Raw genomic sequence first — 19,832 nt, forward strand, 5'->3', positions numbered from 1 at the left:
TCAGGCCTGCCCGCGTACCTGGGCGGCCAGCGTTGCCGCGTAGCGGCCAGCGGCCGCGGCGGTGAGGAAGTATGCCGTGTCTTCGTCGACGCCGCGGCCCATGGTCGACAGGTGCACCGGCGCCGCGCGCAGCGCGGCGTCGAGGCCGTCCACTGGCGTGTACACGAGGGTGTGCCGCTCACCCAGCCGCTTCACCTGCGCGTTGACCTGACCGCCGAACACGCCGCCGAGATCGGGGACGACGACGTCTGCCGGCGCCAGCGCGACCTTGCCGTAGGCGGTCATGCTGTGGTGCGACACGCCGTGGTGCCGCGGGCGGGCGTCGGCCTCGCTGATGCGCAGCGAGCCCACCGGTCGCCCGCCGAGCGTCGCCACGGCGTTGACCGCCTCACCACACGCCACGCCGGAGAAGCCCCACGCCGTGCCGGTGCCCAGGTTGCCCGGACCTTGCGCGACGACGGCGATGTCGGCGTCGAGCACGTGGCGTGCCGCGAGCAGGCCGGTGTGCAGCGTCACCGCTTCGATGTCGCCGCCGAACGCCTGCCCGACGGTGACCGTGCCGGCCAGCCAGCCGGCCTCGACCATGCCTGCCACCGAGCGGCTGAACCACAGCGGCAGCGCGCCGCCGTCGGTCATCACGTAGGCGACCCGGATGCCCGCGGCATGATCTCGGGCTCCGGCCACCACGGCGGGCAGCGCCGAGTGCAGGTCGGCCGTCACCACCGGCATGTCCGCGAGGTCCCGTGCCACCCGCAGCTCGTCGTACCACGGCGAGTTCTGCTCGTCGACGCCGAGCACGGTCGCTTGCAGGGGGGTGTAGCGGGCCTTCATCAGGTGGCCCGGCGTCGGTGGCGGATCCGCCGGCAGCCGGTCAGGTATCGCCACCACCTGGGCATAGCCGCCCGTGCCGAGGCCGAGAGCCAGCGCGTTGACGTTGAGCAGGACCCGGTCGCCCGGCTCGGGCTCGCCGACCAGCTCGGTATAGGCCAAGGCACGCACCGTGCCGTCGTCGGTCTCGACGTCGAGTTCGAGCGCGCCAGGCCAAGATCGACCTGCTGTTCGCACCACGCCGTTTCGCCACCGGATCACCCGCACAGCGTAATAGAGAGGTACTCTCGCCGTTGAGCGTGACTCGGACGGCGTCGGCCGGCGGCCCCGCCGGGGCCGAGTCGGGCACGGACATGACAAAAGGGGGTGCGCGTGTCCCAGCAGCTCAAGAGCGAGCGGTTGATGAATCTGGTCATCTGCCTGCTGGTCGCGCGCGGTTATGTCCCGAAAAGCCGGATCCGCCGGATCGTCGGCGGCTACGGGGGACAGACCGACGAGGCGTTCGACCGCATGTTCGAACGAGACAAGGAGGAGTTGCGCGAGGTCGGCATCCCCATCGAAACGGGGTCGAACGACCCGTTCGGGGAGGACGAGCCCGGCTATCGCATCTCCCGCCAGGAGTTCGAGCTGCCCGAGATCCGGTTGGAGCCGGACGAGGCCGCCGTGGTCGGGCTGGCGGCGCGCATGTGGCAGCAGTCCGGCCTGGCCGAGGCCACCAGCAACGCCGTGGCCAAGCTCCAGGCCGCCGGCGTGTCTGCCGACACCCGCGCGCTCGACGTCGTCGAACCGCGCGTGGGCCGGGAAGAACCGGCGTTCTGGCCGCTGTGGGAGGCGGTACGCGACTGCCGGCCGGTGCGCTTCTCCTACCAGAAGCCGTCCAGCGCGTCGGCCGAGCGGCGGCACGTGCAGCCGTGGAGCGTGCTGTCCTGGCACGGTCGCTGGTACGTGCTCGGCTTCGACGTCGACCGCGACGATTCCCGCATGTTCCGGCTGTCCCGGATCGTCGGCGACGTCGAGCCCGCCGGCCCGCCCGGCAGCTACGAGATGCCGCCGTCCGACGAGGTCCGCGCCGCCGCCATCGGGTTCAGCCCACCCGAGCCGCACGACCTGCCGACGGCCACCATCCGGGTCCGCCGGGGTGCGGGCCACACGCTGCGCCGGCACGCCGTGCACGTCACACCCGACGACGAGCCGGGGTGGGATGTCGTCACCGTGACCTACTCGTCGCTGGGCCGGCTTGCCGAGGAGATCGCTGCCCACGGCGTGGACGCCGTGGCGATCGAGCCGGAAGAGCTGCGCACGCGCATGGTCTCGTGGCTGAGCGATGTCGCGGGGGCGGCGTCATGAGCAACGCCACCCGCCGGCAGCCACGGCCTGACAGCGCCTCGTCGCAGGTGGCGCGGCTGCTGTCGATGCTGCCCTACCTGCGATCGCACCCGTATACGCGCGTCGCCGATGTTGCCCAGCTGTTCGGCGTGAGCGAGCGCCAGGTCATCCGCGACCTGCGCGTGCTGTGGTTCTCCGGGCTTCCCGGGCTGGCCATGGGCGACTACATCGAAGTCGACATGGAGGCCGTCGAGGGTGAAGGCACCGTCAGCGTGTCCAACGCCGACTACCTCGCGCGGCCGTTGCGCCTGCGCACGGACGAAGCCGTCGCGCTGATCGTGGCGCTGCGCACGCTGCGCGATGTCCCGGGCACGTTCGAGCGCGAGGCCATCGACCGGGCGATCACCAAGCTCGAACACGCCGCCGGCGAAGTGGCCGAGCGCGCCGCGGCCGTCCAGGTCGAAGTCGACGCCGACGCCGTCGCCGAGGTTGCCGCCACGGTCCGCGAGGCGCTGGAACGCAACCGCGTGCTGCACCTGTCGTACTGGGTCCCGGCGCGGGACGAGACCACCGAACGCGATGTCGACCCCATGCGGCTGGTCGTGGTGGACGGCCGGCTGTATCTGGAAGGGTGGTGCCGGCGCGCCGAGGCCGTCCGGCTGTTCCGCCTGGACCGGGTCGCGGCCATCGACGTGCTGAACGCGACGGCCGACGTGCCCGGCGAGGCGCGGCCCCGGGATCTGTCCGCCGGCCTGTTCCAGCCCTCGCCCGGAGACGAGCTGGTCACCCTCGATCTGACCCGGCACGGGCGGTGGGTGGCCGACTACTATCCCCACGAAAGCGTCGAAGAGCTTTCCGGGGGCGGCGTGCGGCTGCAGCTGTACGTGCGGGACCGGCCGTGGGTCCGGCGCCTGGCATTGCGCCTCGGGGCGACCGGGCGCGTCGTCGACCCGCCCGACCTCGCCGCGGAGATCTCTGCCGAGGCACGCGCCGCCCTGGCCGGTTACGGCGTGGATGTGCAGTAGGCTCGAAGACCTATGTCGACGTTGGCAATCTGGTTGTTCGTCGCGGTCGGGCTCCTGTTCCTCGCGGCGGTCCTGTTCGTTCTCCTCGCCGCGCGCTCGACGCTGCGCAAGGGCGCCACTCTGGTGCGCGAGCTGGATGGCCTGTACGCGGATGTCGACGGTGTCATGGCACCGCACAATTCGCACCAGCCGGACGGTGGTGCACAAAACGTGACCACTCCCGGGTATGACGTGGGCCACCACTGACGTACCATCGGATGGCAGGCCCGTATAAGGCACCGTCGACCCGTCGGCATGCGGCGCCGACAGCAAGGAGACGAGTTCGAATGTTCGGTATGCAGGGATGGCAAATCGTCATCGTCGCGGCTGTCATCTTGCTGCTCTTCGGCGCCAAGAGGCTGCCGGAGATGGCACGGGGTGTGGGACGCTCACTGAAGATCTTCAAGGCCGAGACGAAGGGCCTCGTCGACGACGACTCGAAGCGGGATGACTCCGTCGTCGCCGACACCGATGAGCAGTCCAGCGGTTCCTCGTCCGACGACGATGCCCGGGCCGTCGAGCCCACCAAGGTCGAAACGTCGACCGAGCGCACGGCGGAGTCCTCGGGCTCCTCGAGCCGCGACGCGTAGACCGACATCGTAGACCGACAACAGGGCTGAGAAGACGTGGCGACCATCCTGGGCCGTCGCGGTAAGGGATCCCGTCCCGAACGCGACCCGGAAGGCCGGATGACCCTGGCCGAGCACTTGCGCGAGCTGCGCTGGCGGCTGCTCGTCTCGGCCGGGGCCGTGGTGCTGTTCGGCATCCTCGGCTTCGTCTTCCGCGATCAGATCATGGAGTTCTTGCTGGAACCCATGATCGACGCCGCGGCAAGCACCGGAGCCGACGCGCGAGCTACCTACCCGCAGGCCATCGATCCGATCATCGTCCCGATGATGATCGCGCTGTGGACCGGCCTGATCCTGGGTGCTCCGGTCTGGATCTACCAGGTTTGGGCGTTCGTCACGCCCGCGCTGTACTCCAACGAGAAGAAGTGGGCGACGACGGCCATCGGCGTGTCGGTGCCGATGTTCGCCGCCGGGGTTGCCGTCGCCATCTGGGTCATGCCCCGCGCGTGGGAGTTCTTGCTGAACTTCACCCCGGAGGAGGTCCACAACTATGTCCACTTCCGGGACTATCTGAACTTCGTCATCCGGCTGACGTTCGTCTTCGGTGTCGGATTCTTGCTCCCCGTGTTCGTCGTCCTGCTCAACGCGGTCGGCGTGTTGCGGCACGAGACGCTGGCATCGGCGCGCCGCTGGGTGATCGTGGGAATTTTCGTCTTCGCGGCGGTTGCCACGCCCACCGGCGATCCACTCACCCTGATCTCGCTGGCAACGCCGATGTGGCTGCTGTTCGAAGCGGCGGTGCTGGTATGCCGCGTGTTCGACCGGCGCCGGGCACGCATGTACGGCACGGCGCTCGACGACGATGCGGCCACCCCAGACGACGAACTCGACCGGATCGGCCGTGTCGATGACGAGGATGACGGCTGAACCCGACGATGAATGGGTAGCCTGGGGGCATGAGCTCGCCCGCTGAGCGGTACGCGGCGTCGCGACGCCGGCAGGCGGACCGCCAGTCGTCGCTGGAACGCTTCCGTTCCTACTACGGATTCGATCTCGACGACTTCCAGGTGCAGGCATGCAGCGCTCTGGAACAGGGCCGCGGCGTCCTGGTCGCCGCTCCCACCGGTTCCGGGAAGACGGTGGTCGGCGAGTTCGCCGTGCATCTCGCCCTGGAAGAGGGGCGCAAGTGCTTCTACACCACACCCATCAAGGCGCTGTCCAACCAGAAGTATCACGATCTCGTCGCGCGTCACGGCTCCGAGCAGGTCGGGCTGCTCACTGGCGACAACACCATCAATGGTGAGGCCCCGGTGGTCGTCATGACCACCGAGGTCCTGCGGAACATGATCTACGCGTCCTCGCCCACCTTGCTGGGCCTGGGCTACGTGGTGATGGACGAGGTCCACTACCTGGCCGACGTCTTCCGCGGCGCGGTGTGGGAAGAGGTGATCGTCAACCTTCCCGATTCGGTGTCCATCGTCTCGCTGTCGGCCACGGTCTCCAACGCCGAGGAGTTCGGCGAATGGCTGAGCACCGTACGCGGCGACACCGACGTCGTCGTCGAAGAACGCCGCCCCGTGCCCCTGCTGCAGCACGTGATGGTCGGTCCCCGGCTGCTCGACCTGTTCTCGCAGACCGGTTCCGGCCAGGAAGCCCGCCGGAGCGTCAACCCGCACCTGCTGCGCTACACCCGTGGGGAACCCAACCGCCGCAACGGCCGCGGGCCACGGGGCCGCGGCCGAGACGGTCGGGGCCGCGGCAGCGCCACGTACACGCCCCGCCGAACCGAAGTCCTGGAAAAGCTCGACAGCGCCGACCTGTTGCCAGCGATCGTGTTCGTGTTCAGCCGTGCCGGCTGCGACGCTGCCGTCGAGCAGTGCCTGGCATCCGGCGTGCGGCTGACCGAGCGCGACGAGCGCGACGAGATCCGGGCCGTCGTCGAGGAACGGGTCGCCGGGATCCCCGACGACGACCTGCGCGTCCTGGGCTACGACGGCTGGCTCGACGGCCTGCAGCGTGGGATCGCCGCCCACCACGCGGGCATGCTGCCGACCTTCAAGGAGGTCGTGGAGGAACTCTTCGTCCGCGGGCTGCTGCGGGCGGTCTTTGCCACCGAGACGCTCGCGCTGGGTATCAACATGCCGGCGCGCACCGTGGTGCTCGAACGGCTGGTCAAATGGAACGGCGAGACACACGCCGACATCACGCCGGGCGAGTACACCCAGCTGACGGGACGGGCCGGCCGGCGGGGCATCGACCTCGAAGGCCACGCCGTCGTGCTGTGGCAGCCCGGCTTCGACCCCTCCGCCGTAGCCGGCCTCGCCTCCACCCGGACGTATCCACTGCGCTCGTCGTTCCGGCCCTCCTACAACATGGCGGTCAACCTGGTGGGCCACGTGGGCCGCGACACCGCACGCGAGATCCTGGAATCGTCGTTCGCCCAGTTCCAGTCCGACCGGGCCGTCGTCGGCATGGCGCAGCGGCTCAAACGCAGCCAGGAGGCTCTGGAAGGCTACCGGGAGGCGATGACCTGCGAGCTGGGCGACTTCGAGGAGTACGCCGAGCTACGCCAGGCGATCAAGGACCGGGAGAAGGCCCTCGAACGCGAGGGCACTGCCCGGCGGCGTGCCGAGGCAGCCGCGTCGCTGGAAAAGCTACGCACCGGTGATGTCATCCAAGTACCGGCGGGCAAGTCGGCCGGGCTCGCCGTCGTCCTCGATCCCGGCCGGCCCGGCGGGAACGAGCATCGCGACGGCCCGCGGCCCACCGTCTTGACGGAGGGCCGCCAGGTCCGCCGGCTGTCGCTGACCGACTTTCCCGACCCCGTCGAGTCGGTGGCCCGGATGCGGATCCCGAAATCGTTCAACCCCAAGGTGCCGGCGGCGCGGCGCGAGCTGGCGGCGAACCTGCGCGCGCAGGCGCCGCAGCACGCTGGCAAGCCGCGACGGCGCAAGAAGCGCTCGATGGCCATCGACGACGAGGAACTCACCCGGCTGCGGCGGGAAATGCGCCAGCACCCGTGCCACCGCTGCCCGGAACGCGAGGAACACGCCCGCTGGGCACAACGATGGTTCAAGCTGCGCCGGGAAGCAGAACAGCTCACCCGGCGGATCGATTCGCGCACCAACATCCTCGCCCGGCAGTTCGATCGGGTCTGCACGGTGCTGGAATCGCTGGACTACCTGCACGGCGACGAGACCACCGAATCGGGGCGGCGGTTGGCCCGCCTGTACGGCGAGCTCGACCTGGTCGCGGCCGAATGCCTGCGCCACGGGGTCTGGGAGGGCCTGGACCCGGCCGAGCTCGCGGCGTGCGTCTCGGCGTTGACGTTCGAATCCCGGCAGCCCGACGATTCCATGCGCCCGTCGATGCCTCCGGGCCAGGTGCGTGAGGTCCTGACCCGCATGGTGCAGATCTGGACCGAGCTCGACGAGCTGGAATCTTCACATGGCGTGGACCTGCTGCGCGAGCCCGACCTCGGCTTCGCACACGCGGCGTGGCGATGGGCGAGCGGGCACCGGCTCGAGGCGGTGCTGCAGGAGGCCGGGCTGGCGGCTGGGGACTTCGTGCGTGCCGTGCGGCAGCTCCTCGACCTGCTCGACCAGATCGGTGACGCCGCGGCCGGTACGCCCCTGCGGGACACCGCACGCCACGCCTCGGCCTCGCTGCGCCGCGGCATCGTCGCCTACGACATGCTCACCTGACCCCACACACTCCACACGACGTCACAGAATGATCATGTATGGTACGTTCCCTCGGGCCATGACACGGCTGTAGACGTGGTACGGCCCGAGGAAACGTGTCAACGTGTCGCATCGGTCGCACCGATCATGCCGCTCGCGTCGCTCGCGTCGGTCGCACCGGCCGCACCGGTCGCACTGACCACGCCGCTCGCAGCGACCAGCTGATCACGCCGATTGCGTGGATCACGCCAGGGCGTTCAGCACGCGATTCACCGACGAGTCGATACCCCAGCGCTCGGTGAGGTTCCCCAGCGCCTCGGGCTCGGCCGGGGAGCGCGGCATCCGATCGTCGAGCTCGGGGATGGGCACGTCGGCACGGACGGCCACGACACCGGGAGCAGCGGCGAGATACTCGTGCGCATCGAGCAACTTGCGCCGCACGGTGGGGGAGAGCTCCGAGCCCGAATCGTCGGCGGCCGCGCGCAAGCTCGCCAGATCACCGAAACGCGTGATGAGGGTGGCGGCCGTCTTGTCGCCGACGCCGGGCACGCCGGGCAGCCCGTCACTGGGATCGCCGCGCAAGGTGGCGAAGTCGGCGTATGCCCGGCCGGGAATGCCGTACTTCTCGGTGACCGCGGCCTCGTCGATCACCTGGTGCTTGCCGACACCACGAGCCGTGTACAGGATCCGTATCCCGCGCTCGTCGTCCACCAGCTGGAACAGATCTCGATCGCCGGTCACGACGTCGACCGGTCCGTGGTGGCGTGCCGCCAGGGTGCCGATCACGTCGTCGGCTTCGAATCCCGGCACTCCGACGTTCGCGATGCCGAGCGCGTCAAGAACCTCGATGATCACCGGGACCTGCGCTTCCAGTTCGGGCGGGATCGTCTCCGCTCCGGTCTGTTCGTCCGCGATCCGATGCGCCTTGTAGCTGGGCAGCAGCTCGACCCGGAAGGCGGGCCGCCAATCGGCGTCCAGGCAGGCCACTAGACGATCGGGAGCGCGATCGGTGACGAGGCGGGCGATGAAGTCCAGCAACCCCCGCACCGCGTTGACGGGGGTGCCGTCTGGCGCGGTGATGGTCGAGGGCACGCCGAAGAACGCCCGGAAGTACAGGGACGCGGTGTCGAGAAGCATCAGACGTTCCACGAGAACCAAGCTTGCCACGAACCGCCGCCTGACCGGACGCCGACCGGTCTCGTAGGCTGGGCTTCGTGATCGACGCATGGAACGACCAGGGATTCGACGACGTGGGATCCGACCACATGGATTTCGGTCCCGCGGTATTCGACGACCGCCTGGCCCGCACGCGCGCTGCCGCACGTGCGGCCGGAATCGATGCTCTCCTCGTCACGCCCGGCTCCGATCTGCGCTACCTCACCGGGTACGATGCCCTGCCGCTGGAGCGGTTGACGTGTCTCGTGCTGCCCGCCGACGGCCCGACCCGCCTCGTGGTGCCGGCGCTGGAGAGACCGGCCGCGCTTGAATCGCCGGCGAGCCAGCTCGACCTCGAGATCCGCGACTGGCCCGAGACGGAGGACCCGGTCGAGCTCGTGGCCTCGATGCTCCCTGGGGCTCGACGGGTCGGGCTCAACGATCACATGTGGGCCGAGAAGGTCCTGCGGTTTAGATCGGCCATGCCGGACGCCGAACAGGTGCTTGCCGGAGAGGTGCTGTCGGAATTGCGGATGCGCAAGGACGCCGCCGAGGTCGATGCGCTGCGGGAGGCCGGCCAGGCCATCGACCGGGTGCATGCCCGCATCTCCGAATGGTTGCGTCCGGGCCGCACCGAGGCCGAGGTCGGCCGGGATATCGCCGAGGCGATCGTCGCCGAAGGACACGTCCGCGCCGACTTCGTCATCGTCGCGTCCGGTCCGAACGGCGCGAGCCCGCACCACGAGGCGGGGGAGCGGGTGATCGAGCGTGGCGATGCGGTGGTGATCGACATCGGCGGTACCACGGCGGCCGGCTACTGCTCCGACGAGACGCGAACTTACGTCATCGGGGAGCCTCCCGACGGCTTCGCCGAACGCTACGACGTGCTCGTGCGCGCGCAGGAGGCCGCGGTGGAGCACGTACGTCCCGGCGTCAGCACGGAGTCCGTGGACACCGTGGCTCGCGATGTCCTGACCGATGCCGGGCTCGGTGAGTACTTCATTCACCGCATCGGGCACGGAATCGGGATGGACACCCACGAGGCGCCTTATCTCGTCGACGGGAACACCAGCCCGATGGAGCCCGGCATGACCTTTTCCATCGAGCCGGGCTTTTACATTCCCGGCCAGTACGGGGCGCGCATCGAGGACATCGTTGCCGTCACCGACACGGGTGTGGAACGGCTCAATACGCGGCCCCGGGAGATGACCGTTCTGCACGCGTGACGCGCGAGCCAGCGCGCGCCGCCGTGCACGCTGAGGACACGTCAGACGGCCGTGGAAAGCGACGATCGGGGTGCATTCACCGTGCACGGACAGCGCGATTACGATGTCACGCCCAGCGAGGTGCGGATGGTTGACGGGTCGTCTACGGCGTCGAGGACGGCGTGTGCCAGATCGGCGCGGCGCGTGACCATCCCGCGTCGCACGTTGCTGTTCCGGCTGATCCGATAGTTCCGGGTCAGTGGCTTGTCCGTGAGCATCGCCGGGCGCATGATCGTCCACTCCAGGGAGCTGGCTTGGACGAGCTCCTCCATGGCCAGCATGTCGGCGAAGGCGTGTTTGAGTGCCCGTTGCAAGATCGGCTTGACCAGGGTGCGGGTGATGATTCCGTCACCGTCGGTGTGCGCTCCGGCGGCGCTGATGACGACGAGCCGGCTCAACCCGGACGTGTTCATGGCACGGATGACGGCGCTGGTGCTGGAGCGGCAGATGGTGGACCGATCCCTGGCCGGCGGCCCGAGCGCCGATATCACGGCGTCGTGCCCGCCGATGGCGCCGGAGAGGGTGTCCGGATCGGTGACGTCGCCCTCGAGGACGTGCAACCGGGGATTCGTGTGCTCGGCCAGCCCGGCCAGCTTGGCCGGATTGCGGACGATTGCCGTGACCGTGTGGCCGCGGGAGAGTGCCTGATCGACGAGTAGGCGGCCGGTACCACCGGTTGCGCCGAGCATGACGACCTTCATCGTGGTCACCCTTTCGGAGGTTAGTAAATACTTACCCACCAGAATGGTTAGTGAACACTCACATGTCAAGTAGGATGCGGGGCGTGAGTACACGCGAGCGAATTCTCGACGCGGCGGCCGAGATCATGCGCACCGACGGTATCGCCCGGGCAACCACCAAGGAGATTGCCCAGCGTGCTGGCTTCTCCGAAGCGGCCCTGTACAAACATTTTTCCGACAAGACCGAGATCTTCATGGCCGTCCTCGGCGAGCGCGTACCCGGCCTGGCCGCGGTGCTCGACCGGTTACGTTCGGCAGCCGGCACCACCGACGTGCGGGACACGCTCGAACAGGTCACCCGCACGGCCATCGAGTTCTACGACCGCACCTTTCCCATGGCGGTGGGCATGTTTCACGAGCGTCGCCTGCTGGAGACATACCGCGAGGGAACGCAACACCACGGAGGCGGTCCGGAAACGGTGAATCGAGCGCTGTCCGAGTACCTGCATGCCGAACAGGATCTGGGCCGCCTACGAGCCAACGTGGAGCCCGAGGCTCTGGCGTCGTTGCTGATGGGTGCCTGCTTGCAGCAGGCGTTCTTCCGTCATTTCTACGGCCGGCCCGAACCGGCGGACGCCGACGATCGCGCGTCGCAGCTCGTGGATGCCGTTCTGCACGGAGCGGTGCTGCCCTCGGCACACGGGGCCCGATACTAACGGTCGGATCACGATCCTCCGCCATGCCCAGAAGAATTTCCTGCATCCCGGGCTCGATAACCTCTACAGTGAGCGGGTGGAAGAGCTCGATAGACAGATCGTGTGGCTGCTCCTGCAAGACGGCCGGATGAGCTACACCGATCTCGGCAAGGCGACCGGTCTGTCGACGTCTGCGGTGCACCAGCGGGTCCGCAGGCTGGAGGAGCGCGGTGTCATCAAGGGATACACCGCCGTGGTGGATCACGAGTCGCTGGGGCTTCCGCTGACGGCCTTCGTGTCGATCAAGCCGATCGACCCCAGCGAGCCGGACGACTCGCCCGATCGGCTCGCCAAGATTCGCGAGATCGAGGCATGTTACTCGGTGGCCGGCGACGAGAACTACATCTTGAAGGTCCGCGTTGAACGCCCGGTGGGCCTGGAAGAGCTGCTCGCGCGGATCCGTTCCTCGGCCAATGTCTCCACCCGCACCATCATCGTGCTCTCGACGCCCTATGAGAACCGCCCCACCATGGAACCGCCTCCGCAGGACGGGTGACCTGCTGCCGCGCACGCATCGCGAGGCCGCTCGTCAGGGGCGGAGCCGATCGTCAGGCGAACGCGGACTCGCCCGTGAGGGCCTGGCCGATCACCAGCTGGTGAATCTCTGATGTCCCCTCGTAGGTGAGCACCGATTCCAGGTTGTTGGCGTGGCGCAGCACCGGATACTCCAGCGTGATCCCGCTGGCCGCGAGGATGGTGCGGCACTCGCGCGCGATGCCGAGCGCCTCGCGCACGTTGTTCAGCTTGCCCATGCTCACCTGGCGAGGATCCAGGCGTTCGTCGTCTTTGAGCCGGCCGAGGTGCATCGCCAGCAGGAAACCCTTCTGCAGCTCCAGCGTCATGTCGGCCAGCTTCGCCTGGGTGAGCTGGAACGACGACAGCGGCTTGCCGAACACCTCGCGGTCGCGGGCGTACTCCAGCGTCGCGTGCAGGCAGTCGCGCGCGGCACCCACCGCGCCGAAGACGATCCCGAACCGGGCCTCGTTCAAGCAGGACAGCGGACCACGCAGGCCACTGGCCTCGGGCAGCACGGCATCGGCCGGCAGGCGCACACCGTCGAGCACCAGTTCGCTGGTCACCGAGGCGCGCAGCGACAGCTTCTTGGAGATCGACGGGGCCGAGAAGCCGGGCGTGTCCGTGGGCACGACGAAGCCCCGGATGCCGTCGTCGGTCTGGGCCCACACGATCGCGACATCGGAGACCGTGCCGTTGGTGATCCACATCTTGGTGCCGTCCAGCACCCAGTCCGAACCGTCACGCCGTGCCCGGGTGCGCATCGCGGACGGATTGGAACCGAAGTCCGGCTCGGTCAGGCCGAAACAGCCGATCAGCTCGCCGCTGGCCATGCCCGGCAGCCAGCGCTGTTTCTGCTCCTCCGAACCGAACTTCCAGATGGCGAACATGGCGAGCGAGCCCTGCACGGAGACCAGGCTGCGCACACCCGAGTCTCCGGCTTCCAGCTCCAGACATGCCAGGCCGTAGGAGACGGCGTTGGTCCCGGCGCACCCGTAGCCCTCCAGGTGCATGCCCAGCAGTCCGAGCTTGCCGGCCTCGCGGGCCAGCTGGCGCACGGTGTCGGCATCCAGCTCGTGTTCGTACCACTCGGCGACGTGCGGGCGTACCTGGTCGTCGACGAATCGGCGCACGGTCTCCTGGATCGCCTTCTCCTCGTCGTCGAGCAGGTGGTCGACGCCCAGGAGCTGGAGCGGGTTCAGAGCGGTCATGGCTACCTTCAATCCCTCAGCTTTCCGGCTTTCCGGGCAAGCTCGTTCGCTGCCGCCTCGATGTCATCCTCTCCCAGCAGCACGTGATGTGCCGCCCGGCCGAGCGGGACGAAACTGTCATAGCTGGCCACGCGCGTGACCGGGCCGGAGAAGCCCGCCTCCACGAGGGCCGTCACGACGCCTTCGCCGACACCGCCGGAGTGCCGGGTCTCGTCGGCGACGACGACGCGCCCGCTGGCCTGTGCCTCGCGGACGATGTCCTCCACCGGCAGCGGGGCTAGCCAGCGCAGGTCCACCACCCGGGCGGCGACGCCCTGCTGCTCCAGCCGGCTCGCCACGCGCAGGCTCATGGGCACGCCGTTGCCAAACGTCACGATGGTCAGATCGGTGCCGTCGCCATGGACCCGGGCCCGGCCCACGGGCACGTGCGCACCGGTGTCCCGGGCCAGCCACGCGCCGTCGCCGTCGTCGTGCAGGTCGCGGGTGTGGTATAAGGCGATGGGTTCGAGAAATGCCGACACGGTGCCGTCGACGTCGGCCGCGGCAAGGCAGGTCCGCAGCATGCCCGCGGCGTCGTCGGCACGGGCCGGGCATGCCACCACGACGCCGGGAATGTCGCGCAGCACGCCGACGGCGTTGTCGTTGTGAAAGTGGCCTCCGAAGCCCTTCTGGTAAGCCAGCCCGGCGATGCGCACCACCATCGGGTTGCGGTACTGGGCCTGCGAGAAGAACGACAGCGACGCCGCCTCGCCACGCAGCTGATCTTCGGCGTTGTGCAGGTATGCGAGGTACTGGATCTCGGGGACCGGCAACAGCCCGGCCAGACCGGCCCCCAGGCCCAGGCCGAGAATGGACTGCTCGTCCAGGAGCGTGTCGAAGACGCGGGCCGCGCCGAACCGGCGTTGCAGGCCGCGGGTCACGCCGTAGACGCCGCCCTTGCGCCCCACGTCCTCGCCGAAAAGGATGACCTTGCGCTCCTGTTCGAGCGCACTGGCAAGGGTCGCGTTGATCGCCTCGGCCAGGGTGCGCTCGGGTTGTCCCGCCTCATGAGCGGTACTGCCGGCGCCGGACCCGTACTCGCCGGTGCCGGAAGTGCCGATCGGGAGGCCGGCCAGCTCGACGGCGCGGGCCGCGACGCGCTCGGGCGTGCGCGGCGCCTGCGGAGCCATCACCTCGGCCGCCGAGGCGAGCGTGCGCACCTCGCCGAGCCCGGCCAGCGTGGTATCCACCACGGCGCGCCGGTCACGGTAGCGCCGTACCAGCTCGTCTCCGGGAACGCCCCGCTCGGCAAGCAGGCGTGCCGTGCCGAGGATCGGGTCCCGGGCGTAGTCGGCCGCGACCTGGGAGGGGGTGCGGTAGCTGATCTCCGCGTCGCTGCCGGCGTGCCCGCCGAAGCGCACCGTTCGCAAGTGCAAGAAGGCCGGCTGCCGGGTATTGCGGACGTGCGCGGCAGCGTCGGAGGCGGCCTGCATGGTGGCTGCAACGTCCGCGCCGTCGGCTTCCAGGTACCGCAGGTTCGGCCGGTTCCCGTAGGCGGCCTCGATCCAGCCGTCGGGTGTGGGCACGGAGATCCCGTACCCGTTGTCCTCGCACACGAACAGGACTGGCACGGGCAGGCCCCGGAACGCGGTGTTGATGGCCGCATTGATGGCGCCCGCGGCCGTGGAGTGGTTCACCGACGCGTCACCGAACGAGCACACCACCAGGGCATCGGCCGGCCATTCGGCAGGCGAAACGGCAGGCGAGGTACCCGGCGAGCTATTCGGCGAGCCGGCATGCGAGCCGGCGGGCGAGACACCTGGCTGACGATCCGCGGCACCGAGCCGCCGGGCCCGATGCAGGGATAGGGCGAGCCCGACGGCCCGGGGCAGGTGGGAGGCGATGGTCGAGGTCTGCGGGATGACCGAGAGCGCGGCGTTGCCGAAGACCTTGTGCCGCCCGCCGGCTATCGGCTCGCCGGTGGCGCACATCAGCCCTTGCAGGACGTCCCGGACCGGCGTCGTCCCCTCGACCTGCGCTGCCCGGGCGAGGTAGAAGGCGCCGGAGCGATAGTGCAGCAGCGCCGGGTCGCTGGGACGCAGCGCCTCGGCGACGAGGGCGTTGCTCTCGTGCCCGGACGATCCGATGGTGTAGAAGCCGCGCCCGGCCGCCTGCAACTCCCGGGCCACCGCATCCAGGTGGCGGCTGGTGGCCTGCGCGTCGAAGATCCGCCAGAGGACGTCGGCATCGAGCTGCGACGCCGGCGACACCGGCCGCTCTGGCAGGGCCGTGCCGTTTCCCGCCAGAGCGGCCAGCGCCTCGACGAGCGCGGTCTCGTGGTCGCTCACGGCGTGCTGAGCCGGAACTCGGTGTCGGGCACCAGCTCGGCCACGTCCATCTGAGCCTTCTGCAGCTTGCCGGAGTAATCCCAGTTCATCGACTGCCAGCGGGTGAACTGGTCGATCACCCACAGCCCGGACAGGCGCGAACCGTTGCCGGACTTGCCGTTGCCACCGAACGGCAAGTGCACCTCGGCCCCGGATGTCGAGTTGTTGACGCTGACCATGCCGGCCCCGATGCGCTCGCGGAAGGCGAGGGCATCGGCCGGATCGCTGGTGTAGATGGACGCGGACAGGCCGTAGCCGGGCGCGTTGGCCAGCTCGATGGCCTCGTCGAAGTCACGATACGTGGTGACACCGACGATCGGCCCGAACGTTTCCTGGTCGAAGAGGCGATCGCCCGGGCGGACGCCGTCGACGATGACCGGGTGATAGTACAGGCCCTCCGCGGCCTCGCCCGCGAATCCGTCCCGCGGCTGCTCGGAGGTGATCCGTCCCGGCGTGCCGTACCGGGTGTGGTGCGGCTCGATCCAGCCGAGGAACTCCTCGTAGCGCCGGGCGAACTTCTCGTCCAGCATCGGTCCCATCAGGACGTCGCCGGTGGGGTCGCCGATCGTGGCGCTCTCGACGGCGGCGGTGAAGCGCTCGAGGAATTCGGCGTGCCGGGACTCGTGCGCGATGGCGGTGCCCAGCGACGTGCACCGCTGCCCGCCGGTGCCGAATCCGGAGAACAGCGCGCCCTCGACGGCGAGGTCGAGATCGGCGCTGGGCGTGACCACGAGCGGGTTCTTGCCACCGAGTTCGAGGCAGGCGGTCTGCAGGTGCCGGCCGGTGAGCGCGCCGATCTCGCGGCCGACCTCGGGCGAACCGGTGAATCCGACCTTGTCGACCGTTCCGGCACCCAGGGCCTGCTCCAGGCCGGCCTGGGCGTCGGCGCCCTCGGCGTAGACAACGTTGAACACTCCGGGCGGCAGGCCACCACCCCGGACGAAGAGCTCGTGGAAGGCGCGCGAGACGGCGGCCGAATACTCGGCCGGCTTCCAGACCACCGTGTTCCCGCACAGCAGCGCCGGCACGATGTACCACGACGGAACGGCGACGGGGAAGTTTCCGGCCGTGATCACCGCGGCGGTACCGACCGGGTTGCGGAAGGTGAACAGCTGCTTGTCGGGCATCTCGCTGGGAACGGTCTGCCCGTACAGGCGCCGGCCTTCGCCGAGGAAGACGTCGCAAGTATCGACGACCTCGCGCACCTCGCCGAGCGCCTCGACGTAGGGCTTGCCGATCTCCCGGGTAACCAGCGCGGCGAGGCGTTCCGCGTTGGATTCGACGAGCCGGCCGATGTGGGCGATGGCCCGGCCACGCACGGGGGCCGGGACGGCGGCCCAGCCGGGTTGGGCACGCTTGGCCGACGCTGCGGCGTCGGCGAACGTCTGCGCCTGGGCGAGCGAGATCTCCGCGACCGTGTCGTCGAGATGCGCCGGGTTCGGGCTGGTGATGGTACGGGTGCCCTCCACGGGCTTGCCGTCGATGATGGAGGTCACGAGCTTGTCGGTCATGGCGGAACTCCTCTTACGACGTCTGGCGGGCCACGGCCCGGCTGAACGCGGCCACGGCGTGGTCGATCTCATCATGGGTCACGGACAGTGCCGGGCGGAAGCGGACCGCGTGCGGACCGCTCGGCAAGACGATCAAATGTTCCGTCTCGCGCATGTCCGCGATCACGGCATCCCGGGTGGCGCGGTCGGGCAGGTCGGCGGCGAGCATGAGGCCGCGTCCGCGGACGTTGCCGATCACGCCGGGTTCGGCTGCGCTGGCCGCCTTCGTCAGCGCGGTGAGGAAGTATTCGCCCTTGGGGCCCACGCTCTCGATGACGGCGTCCCGCTCGATGATCTCGAGGAGTCGGCGGGAGCGCACCATGTCCACCAGGCCACCTCCCCACGTGGAGTTGATCCGGCCGGAGACGGCGAACACGTTGTCGGCCACCTCGTCGATACGTCCTCCCGCCATGATCCCACCGACCTGGGCCTTCTTGGCGAACGCGACGATGTCGGGGGAGAGGCCGAACTGCTGGTAGGCCCACGGCGTGCCGGTGAGGCCGACACCGGTCTGCACCTCGTCGACGATGAACAGCGCGTCGTGCTCGTGGGCGAGATCCTGCATGGCTCGCAAGAACTCGGGCCGCATGTGGTTGTCGCCGCCCTCGCCCTGGATGGGCTCGCAGATGAACGCGGCGATGTCGTGCGGGTGGGCGGCGAAGGCCGCACGCGCCTGGCTCAGCGCGCGCTCCTCGGCGGCCATGACGTCGTCGAGGTGTTCGGCCAGCGGGAAACGGATGGCGGGGACGTCGATGCGGGGCCAGTCGAACGCCGGGAACCGTGCCGTCTTGCCGGGCTCGGTGTTTGTCAGCGACATGGTGTAGCCGCTGCGGCCGTGAAACGCCCGCGTGAGGTGCAAGATGCGACCACCCAGTTCCGGGTCGCGGCCGGCGGCCTCGTTGTGCCGGCTCTTCCAGTCGAAGGCGGCCTTGAGCGCGTTCTCGACGGCGAGTGCCCCGCCTTCGACGAAGAACAGGTGGGGGAGCGCGGCGTCACCGAGCACCCGGGTGAACGTCTTGGTGAACTCCGCGAGGTGGGTGGTGTAGACATCGGAGTTGGCGGGCTTGTTGGCCGCGAGCTCGCCGAGCTGCGCCATGAAATCGGGATCGTCGACGATTCCCGGCGGGTTGCATCCCAGCGGCGCCGAGGCGAAGAAGGTGTACATGTCCAGGTAGCGCGTGCCATCTCGCGCGTCCACCAACCAGCTGCCACTGCTGGCCTTGGTGTCCAGCACCAGCTTGAACCCGTCGGTGAGCAGATGCTCGCTCAATACGGTGTGGACCTTCTCGGCCGGGACACTCGACTCCGCAATCATGCGTTGACCTCCTCGACTGGCGACCGGAAGCACGTCGAGGCGGAAGGATCTTCCCGCACGAGCGCTTCATGACGTAAGTCTTACGGTATCAGCTCGATATTTCGGGAAGAAGTTACGAGTCGGTCTCATTGCGATGGAGAAGTTTGTGGTCGTCACGCCACTCGGGTGATCACGCCATGCCGCGTTGGTCATCAACGATCATTCACAGTGACATGTGACACGTGCGCCGTCGTCGACGATCACGCCAGCAGGACCGTGCTCTCGGGACGTGCGATCCGGACCGGGGAGAGTCAGGGGCGCTTTCCGGGCGAGCCGAGTGTTGCGTAGCCTGCCGTTCATGCAGCACTACGAGGTGATCGTCGTCGGTCTCGGCGCCATGGGCAGCGCCACCACATACCACCTGGCGCGCGCGGGTGCCCGGACCTTGGGCATCGACCAGTTCGCACCGCCGCACACCCTGGGATCGACGCATGGCGATACCCGGATCACCCGCCAGGCGGTCGGGGAGGGCGACGCCTACGTGCAGCCCGTGCTGCGCAGTCACGAGCTGTGGCGCGAGCTCGAAGCCGAGGCCGACGTCTCGCTCTTCGACCAGGTGGGTGGCCTGATCCTGGCGCCCGCCTCGGGCGGGCCGGCGATGCACGGCGCCGAGGACTTCTTCGCCGCGACCCTCAAACTCGCCCAGCGCCACCGCATCGACCACGAGGTCCTTCCTGCCGCCGAACTCGCCCGGCGGTTCCCGCAGTTCCGGCTCGGCGACGAACCCAAGGCCGCCGACGTGGTGGGCTACTACGAACCCGGCGCCGGTGTGGTCCGCGCCGAAGCAGCCGTTCAGGTGCAGCTCGACCTGGCCGAACGCCGCGGCGCCCACGTTAGCCGCGAGGAGCAGGTGCTCGACGTCACGCCGTCGCCGACGGGCGTAACCGTGACGACAGACCGCGGCAGCTACGGCGCCGACACGGTGGTCCTCTCCGCCGGGCCGTGGATCCGCGAGCTGGTCGAACCCGAGATCGGCGAACTCTTCACGGTGCACCGGCAACTCATGTCCTGGTTCACGCTCGACCGTGCCGCGCAGACGGCCGGCACGTTCGAGCCCGGCCGATGCCCGGTGTTCATCTGGCAGTTCGGCACCACGGAGGAGGACGTCTTCTACGGGATTCCCGCTGTCGACGGCCCGTCCGGCGGCGTCAAGATCGGTACCGAGGGCTACGGCGCGACCACCGATCCGCACCGCGTCGAGCGCGCGGTCGATCCCACCGAGCCCGCAGAGACGTTCGAACGCTGCCTGCGCGGCCGCGTGCCGGCGCTCCAGCCGGCGGCGCTACGCAGCGTGACATGCCTGTACACGGTCTCGCCGGATTCGGGCTTCGTGATCGACCGCCATCCCGAGCACGACAGGCTGATCATCGCCTCGCCGTGCTCGGGACACGGCTTCAAGCACTCTCCAGCGATCGGTGAGTCGCTGGCGGAGCTCGCCACCACCGGAACCAGCACGCTCGACACGAGCCCGTTCAGGCTTTCCCGCTTCGCCGCGCCAAGCTGACCCGTCCCG

Annotated in this window: 17 protein-coding genes; 10 read left to right on the forward strand and 7 right to left on the reverse strand. The window is 69.1% G+C overall.

What is annotated here, in order from left to right; translation table 11 throughout:
• Positions 1-1,089: a DUF3866 family protein gene (locus tag DPM12_RS05450; protein WP_112257486.1), complete on the reverse strand. Its 1,089-nt coding sequence runs from the start codon at positions 1,087-1,089 to the stop codon at positions 1-3.
• A 111-nt stretch (positions 1,090-1,200) separates the two neighbouring features.
• Here DPM12_RS05450 and DPM12_RS05455 point away from each other — a divergent pair, with 111 nt between their 5' ends.
• From DPM12_RS05455 to DPM12_RS05480, 6 genes are all read left to right on the forward strand, one after another.
• Positions 1,201-2,175: a helix-turn-helix transcriptional regulator gene (locus DPM12_RS05455; protein WP_211658485.1), complete on the forward strand. Its 975-nt coding sequence runs from the start codon at positions 1,201-1,203 to the stop codon at positions 2,173-2,175.
• Positions 2,172-3,179, forward strand: a complete 1,008-nt coding sequence (locus DPM12_RS05460; RefSeq protein ID WP_112257278.1) for a helix-turn-helix transcriptional regulator — start codon at positions 2,172-2,174, stop codon at positions 3,177-3,179. The genes DPM12_RS05455 and DPM12_RS05460 overlap by 4 nt, the downstream gene beginning before the upstream one ends.
• Positions 3,180-3,191: 12 nt before the next feature.
• Entirely contained in the window at positions 3,192-3,425 is a 234-nt protein-coding gene (locus DPM12_RS05465) for a hypothetical protein (RefSeq protein ID WP_112257279.1), read from the forward strand.
• Positions 3,426-3,505: 80 nt separating this feature from the next.
• Positions 3,506-3,808 carry a Sec-independent protein translocase subunit TatA gene (gene tatA, locus DPM12_RS05470; RefSeq protein WP_112257280.1) on the forward strand — a complete coding sequence of 101 codons (303 nt, stop codon included), beginning with the start codon at positions 3,506-3,508 and terminating at the stop codon, positions 3,806-3,808.
• 36 nt (positions 3,809-3,844) lie between these two features.
• On the forward strand, positions 3,845-4,714 hold the full coding sequence (gene tatC / locus DPM12_RS05475) for a twin-arginine translocase subunit TatC (RefSeq protein ID WP_112257281.1): 870 nt from the start codon (positions 3,845-3,847) through the stop codon (positions 4,712-4,714).
• A 29-nt stretch (positions 4,715-4,743) separates the two neighbouring features.
• Positions 4,744-7,491: a DEAD/DEAH box helicase gene (locus DPM12_RS05480; RefSeq protein ID WP_112257282.1), complete on the forward strand. Its 2,748-nt coding sequence runs from the start codon at positions 4,744-4,746 to the stop codon at positions 7,489-7,491.
• 222 nt (positions 7,492-7,713) lie between these two features.
• Here the strand turns inward: DPM12_RS05480 and DPM12_RS05485 are convergent, their stop codons facing one another.
• Positions 7,714-8,607, reverse strand: a complete 894-nt coding sequence (locus tag DPM12_RS05485; protein ID WP_112257488.1) for a 5'-3' exonuclease — start codon at positions 8,605-8,607, stop codon at positions 7,714-7,716.
• A 128-nt stretch (positions 8,608-8,735) separates the two neighbouring features.
• Here DPM12_RS05485 and DPM12_RS05490 point away from each other — a divergent pair, with 128 nt between their 5' ends.
• Entirely contained in the window at positions 8,736-9,851 is a 1,116-nt protein-coding gene (locus tag DPM12_RS05490) for a M24 family metallopeptidase (protein ID WP_112257489.1), read from the forward strand.
• A gap of 98 nt (positions 9,852-9,949) precedes the next feature.
• Here the strand turns inward: DPM12_RS05490 and DPM12_RS05495 are convergent, their stop codons facing one another.
• Positions 9,950-10,591, reverse strand: a complete 642-nt coding sequence (locus DPM12_RS05495) for an NAD(P)-dependent oxidoreductase (protein WP_112257490.1) — start codon at positions 10,589-10,591, stop codon at positions 9,950-9,952.
• Positions 10,592-10,674: 83 nt separating this feature from the next.
• Between DPM12_RS05495 and DPM12_RS05500 the strand changes: the two genes are divergently transcribed.
• Together DPM12_RS05500 and DPM12_RS05505 are read left to right on the forward strand one after the other, a co-directional pair.
• Positions 10,675-11,286, forward strand: coding sequence for a TetR/AcrR family transcriptional regulator (locus tag DPM12_RS05500; RefSeq protein WP_158542767.1), 612 nt, complete (start codon positions 10,675-10,677; stop codon positions 11,284-11,286).
• A 76-nt stretch (positions 11,287-11,362) separates the two neighbouring features.
• On the forward strand, positions 11,363-11,821 hold the full coding sequence (locus DPM12_RS05505) for an Lrp/AsnC family transcriptional regulator (protein WP_211658489.1): 459 nt from the start codon (positions 11,363-11,365) through the stop codon (positions 11,819-11,821).
• A 52-nt stretch (positions 11,822-11,873) separates the two neighbouring features.
• Here the strand turns inward: DPM12_RS05505 and DPM12_RS05510 are convergent, their stop codons facing one another.
• From DPM12_RS05510 to lat, 4 genes are read right to left on the reverse strand one after another with little or no spacing between them, the layout of a single operon-like run.
• Positions 11,874-13,049 (reverse strand): acyl-CoA dehydrogenase family protein, encoded by a 1,176-nt coding sequence (locus tag DPM12_RS05510; RefSeq protein WP_112257285.1) that lies wholly within the window; start codon positions 13,047-13,049, stop codon positions 11,874-11,876.
• A gap of 8 nt (positions 13,050-13,057) precedes the next feature.
• The gene (locus DPM12_RS05515) at positions 13,058-15,376 is read right to left on the reverse strand and encodes a thiamine pyrophosphate-dependent enzyme (RefSeq protein ID WP_164465291.1); all 2,319 of its coding nucleotides are present in this window, start codon (positions 15,374-15,376) and stop codon (positions 13,058-13,060) included.
• On the reverse strand, positions 15,373-16,926 hold the full coding sequence (locus DPM12_RS05520; protein WP_112257286.1) for an aldehyde dehydrogenase family protein: 1,554 nt from the start codon (positions 16,924-16,926) through the stop codon (positions 15,373-15,375). The genes DPM12_RS05515 and DPM12_RS05520 overlap by 4 nt, the downstream gene beginning before the upstream one ends.
• Positions 16,927-16,939: 13 nt before the next feature.
• Positions 16,940-18,280 (reverse strand): L-lysine 6-transaminase, encoded by a 1,341-nt coding sequence (gene lat, locus DPM12_RS05525; protein ID WP_112257287.1) that lies wholly within the window; start codon positions 18,278-18,280, stop codon positions 16,940-16,942.
• Between the two features lie 337 nt (positions 18,281-18,617).
• Here lat and solA point away from each other — a divergent pair, with 337 nt between their 5' ends.
• Positions 18,618-19,823 carry an N-methyl-L-tryptophan oxidase gene (gene solA, locus DPM12_RS05530; protein ID WP_112257492.1) on the forward strand — a complete coding sequence of 402 codons (1,206 nt, stop codon included), beginning with the start codon at positions 18,618-18,620 and terminating at the stop codon, positions 19,821-19,823.
• Positions 19,824-19,832 lie beyond the last annotated feature (9 nt).

Source organism: Phytoactinopolyspora halophila, from assembly GCF_003287285.1.
GTDB lineage: Bacteria > Actinomycetota > Actinomycetes > Jiangellales > Jiangellaceae > Phytoactinopolyspora_A > Phytoactinopolyspora_A halophila.